The organism is Streptomyces sp. SID3343, from assembly GCF_009865215.1.
GTDB lineage: Bacteria > Actinomycetota > Actinomycetes > Streptomycetales > Streptomycetaceae > Embleya.
In genome coordinates, this window is the sequence record NZ_WWJX01001476.1 from 1 (window position 1) to 4,092 (window position 4,092).

Here is a 4,092-nt window from a genome sequence, read left to right on the forward strand (position 1 = left end):
GTGGGCGCTGACGCGCCGAGACCGCAGCCGAGTCCCGCTCCGGGGCAAGGCCCAAGCCGTGGGCGCACAGCGCCATCCGCAGCCGGGCCGCGAGGCCGGACCGCGCCACAACGCCGCCGTAAAACCGCAGCCCTGAAACGCATCCGCAACGGGTGGTGCGGGTGGGAGCCAAACCCCAAGCCGCCAAAGGCGCAACCGCAGCGGCATCAGGGCCGTGAGGCCGGACCACCCCGACCCGGTCGCCCGAAAGACCGCGAGCGCCCCTGCCCCGCCCCGAAGGGGCCCCGTGTCCAACGACACGTTCGGCCGGCCCTTGTACTCGCGCGCCCACCGCGACATGGTGCGGGCACGGGATCTGAAAGGGCGTCAGAATGTCGATCGAGCTGGGCGTCATGGCCCCCTTCGCGGACGGTCTGATCACCTCCGGGGGCTTCCTGCGCGACTTCGCGGGCACCCTGGAGGACTGCGGCGTCGAGTCCGTGTGGACCGTGGAACACGTCGTGGTCGCGGAGGACTACGAACCCCGATACCCGTACTCGGCATCCGGCCGCACGCCCAGCGCCGCGGGCGTGGTGCCGATGCCCGATCCGCTGGAGACGATCGCGTTCCTCGCCGGTGCTTCGCGCACGCTGCGCTTCGGTACCGCGATGGTCGTCGCGCCGCTGCACAGTCCCGTCGTCCTCGCCAAACGGGTCGCCACGATCGACCGGCACTCGGACGGCCGACTGATGCTCGGACTGGGCATCGGGTGGCAGAAGGAGGAGTACGCCGCCGTCGGCGCGACCTTCGCCGAGCGCGGCGCCCGCCTGGAGGAGTGCGTCGGGGCGATGCGCGCGCTGTGGGCCGAGGCCCCCGCGAGCTTCCAAGGCCGGTTCACCTCGTTCGAGCGCGTGCACTGCCTGCCGCGTCCGCAGTCGGGAGCGGTACCCGTGATCCTGGGCGGCAACAGCGAGCCCGCCGTGCGCCGGGCAGGCCGGATCGCCGACGGTTGGTTCCCGTACACGATCACCCCCGAGGAATTCGCCGAGCGCGCCGAGTTGCTGCGCGCCTGCGCCCGCGAGGCCGGCCGGGCAGAGGACGCGGTCGAGATCACCGCGTGGCCCGGCTCGTGCGATCGAGAGCGTCAACACGACGCAACTTGGGTCCGCCGCTTCACCGACGCGGGCGCCGTCCGGCTGGTGTTCGCGCCGAACCCGGCCGAACTCGCCGGACCGCGCGGGCTGGACGTGCTGCGCGAGCGGATCGCGCAGTACCGCGAGACGGTGCTGGACAAGCTGTGAACGCCGACGGCCACGTGCACATCCTCGACCAGGTGACCCTGACCAACGACCAAGTGTCGCTGTGGCTCGGGCAGTTCCACGACCGCTACCTGCCGGGCGCGCTCGGTCGCGGCATGCACCTGGACCGGGTGTGGCGCTCCCCCGCCGGGCGTGACGCCACCACTGTCCACATCCTGTGGACATTGCCGGGCATCCGCGCCTTCTACGCCATGCGCGGCGCCGCCGGGGCCGACCCGAGCGTCGCCGCGTTCTGGGCCGCCACCGACGGCTACGCGCTCGATCGCGGGCGCCGCGCCCTACAACCGACGATTCCCACCCCCACGACGGCGCCGGACGCCGAGACCTCGCCCGGGTCGTCCGCGCGACCCACACCCGCCGCGTCGACCGGAGCCAACGCATGAGCCGCCTGGTGGTCCTCGCCGCGCACGCCCCGGACCTCGCGGCCGGCCCGGGCACGATCTCCGCGGGCCCCGATCTGCCGGGCACCGTGGGCGGTCGGGGGTATTCGTGGGACCTCACCGACAGGCCGCTCCCCCACCTGCCCGAAGGCGCGGACGCGGTCGCGCTGCGCCCGGTGCGCGATCGGTTCACCGCACTGGAGGGCCCGCGCGTCAAACGCACACTCCTGCTGACCGTGCGCGCGGGCACCCCCGCCGACGTGGTGGCGGAGTTCGAATCGGACCTCATGGCGATGCCGGACCACATCACGACCATCGGTTCGTGGGCGCTGAGTCGGGTGGAGGGGGCCGTACGCCCGTCGCGGTGGACACACGCATGGGAGCAGGAGTATGCGACGGTCGAAGGTCTGACCGGCGAGTATCTGTTGAATCCGTACCACTGGGCATACGTCGATCGGTGGTTCGACGCCGAGATGCCCGGGGTGATCGTGGAGCCCCGACTCGCACACGTCTTCCGCTGGAGCGATGCGGCCGTGCTCGCCACCGCGACCGGTGACCGAGCGCGACAGGTGACCGAGCGCGACCGCTGACGGAGCGTCAATTCCCTTGCCGGATCAGGGCCACCAACAGGTCGGTCCAGTCCCGCCGGGCGAACCGCAACACCGCGAACGCCCGTTGTTTGGAGTCACGCACGACCACGTCACAACGCCGACAGCCCGCCACTTCGACGCAGTTCCCCTGCACACTGCTGTACGAACTGCGCCGCCACGGCGTCGCGTGGGACTGCTGCAGCAAGGCGGCCATCGGCCCGTCACCCCTGATTCGTCGAGACCCCGTCGACGGGCGAGCCAAACCCGTCTCCACCATGTGGGGCCACGGATATCGCCCGATCGAGTGAACCGTGCACACGCTGACCCCGAAGTGGCGGCGTGAGTTGCACCACCGGGTTTCGAGGAGCATCCTACCGAGCACCCTCACCTTACGCGCTGACAAGATCACTTAAAGCGACGGTACGGGACGGGGCCGCTTGCGGGGGCAAACGAAGCCCGCGCAACAGGAGGTAGCACCATGACCACCCTGGCCGACCCGGAAGTGGCGGACGCAGAGGACGAGGTCAGCCCGACCATCACGCTGCCGGCGATGCCCGCCTGCGTGTCCGCCGTGCGGGAGCATGTCCGTGTGGCGCTGACGGTCTGGCACCTCGAATCCCTCTCCGACATCGCCGTACTTCTCGCCTCCGAACTGGCGACCAACGCCGTGCGTCACGCCGGAGTGGGGCGTCCGTTCAGCGTCGTGGTGCGCCGCGATCGAGGCGGCGACGGCACGGTGTGCGTGTGGATCGAGGTACACGACACCAACTCCCGTACGCCGCTGGTGGTCCAGGCCGGCGACGACGAGACCACCGGCCGCGGCCTGATGCTCGTCGAGTCACTGTCCGACGGGTGGGAATCGGTCGCCGAGCCCGGCGGGAAGTGCGTGCGCTTTCGGCTCGCGGCTACCGCCTGACCGGTCGTCACCTGCCGGCGCCGTCACCCCATCGCCGGTACGTAAACCGGGAGTTCGTGCACATGCGCGCGGCCGGGCGCGAGCGTCTGTTCGGCCAGTCGGCCCAGGTGCGGGTGGTGGGTGAACAGCACCACCTGGAAGCGGTCCGCCATGCCGTCGAGCACCGACAGCATCGCGCGCGTGCGCCCGTCGTCGAACGTCATCGCGATGTCGTCGAGCACGATCGGCATCGCCCGACCGGCGTCGGCGTACGCGTCCAGCGACGCGAGCCGCAGCGCCAGGTAGAGCTGGTCGCGGGTGCCCTCGCTCATCTCGTCCACGCCGACCGACGCGTCCGCGGAGCCGGCCGAGCGGCGGGCGCGCAGGGCCGGAGCCCCCTTGCGCGAGTCGGTGTCGACCACCAGGCGGTCGAACCGACCGGCGGTCAACGCGGTGAAGACCTCCTCCGCGCGGGCCAGGACGGGGGCCTGGTTCTGCTTGCGGTAGTCCTCCATGCACCGCAGCAGCACCTCGCGGGCCAGGTGCAGACGGACGAACTCCTCGGTGTCCTCGGCGATCGTGGCGACCGTGGCGGCCTCCTCCTCCTGCGCCCGCGCGGCCGCGACCGACTCGCACTCCATGTCCTGCACCACCTGCCGGCGCCGGCCCGACGCCTCGACGGCCGCCGCGTAGGCGGCCTCGGCCTCCTCGGCCCGGCGCGCGGCGTCCTCGACCTCGACGTCGAGGTCGTCGGGGTCGTAGCGGGCGGCCTCCTGCTCGACCTCCGCCGACACCTGCGCCCACGGCTCGGTCAGCAGCCGGTCGATCTCACGGATCCGGTCGGAGCGCTCCACCGCGGCCCGCAGGCCCGGCCCGTCGTCGGCGCCCGCGGCGGCGACGAGGTCGGCGAGGTCGGCGCCCGCCCGCTC

At 72.0% G+C, this 4,092-nt stretch carries 6 protein-coding genes; 4 read left to right on the forward strand and 2 right to left on the reverse strand.

Going from position 1 to position 4,092, the window contains the following annotated elements; genetic code table 11:
• The first annotated feature begins 371 nt into the window (after positions 1-371).
• From GT354_RS47005 to GT354_RS47015, 3 genes are read left to right on the forward strand one after another with little or no spacing between them, the layout of a single operon-like run.
• Positions 372-1,280: an LLM class F420-dependent oxidoreductase gene (locus tag GT354_RS47005; RefSeq protein ID WP_161363848.1), complete on the forward strand. Its 909-nt coding sequence runs from the start codon at positions 372-374 to the stop codon at positions 1,278-1,280.
• Positions 1,277-1,681 (forward strand): hypothetical protein, encoded by a 405-nt coding sequence (locus GT354_RS47010; RefSeq protein WP_161363850.1) that lies wholly within the window; start codon positions 1,277-1,279, stop codon positions 1,679-1,681. The genes GT354_RS47005 and GT354_RS47010 overlap by 4 nt, the downstream gene beginning before the upstream one ends.
• Positions 1,678-2,268, forward strand: a complete 591-nt coding sequence (locus GT354_RS47015) for a Dabb family protein (protein ID WP_161363852.1) — start codon at positions 1,678-1,680, stop codon at positions 2,266-2,268. The genes GT354_RS47010 and GT354_RS47015 overlap by 4 nt, the downstream gene beginning before the upstream one ends.
• 7 nt (positions 2,269-2,275) lie before the next feature.
• Here GT354_RS47015 and GT354_RS47020 read toward each other — a convergent pair whose 3' ends face one another.
• On the reverse strand, positions 2,276-2,482 hold the full coding sequence (locus GT354_RS47020) for a DUF397 domain-containing protein (protein ID WP_161363854.1): 207 nt from the start codon (positions 2,480-2,482) through the stop codon (positions 2,276-2,278).
• 264 nt (positions 2,483-2,746) lie between these two features.
• Here GT354_RS47020 and GT354_RS47025 point away from each other — a divergent pair, with 264 nt between their 5' ends.
• Complete coding sequence (locus tag GT354_RS47025) at positions 2,747-3,184, forward strand: ATP-binding protein (protein WP_161363856.1); 438 nt, start codon at positions 2,747-2,749, stop codon at positions 3,182-3,184.
• A 23-nt stretch (positions 3,185-3,207) separates the two neighbouring features.
• Here the strand turns inward: GT354_RS47025 and GT354_RS47030 are convergent.
• On the reverse strand, positions 3,208-4,092 hold an 885-nt coding region (locus tag GT354_RS47030; RefSeq protein WP_202513087.1), incomplete at its 5' end, for a hypothetical protein.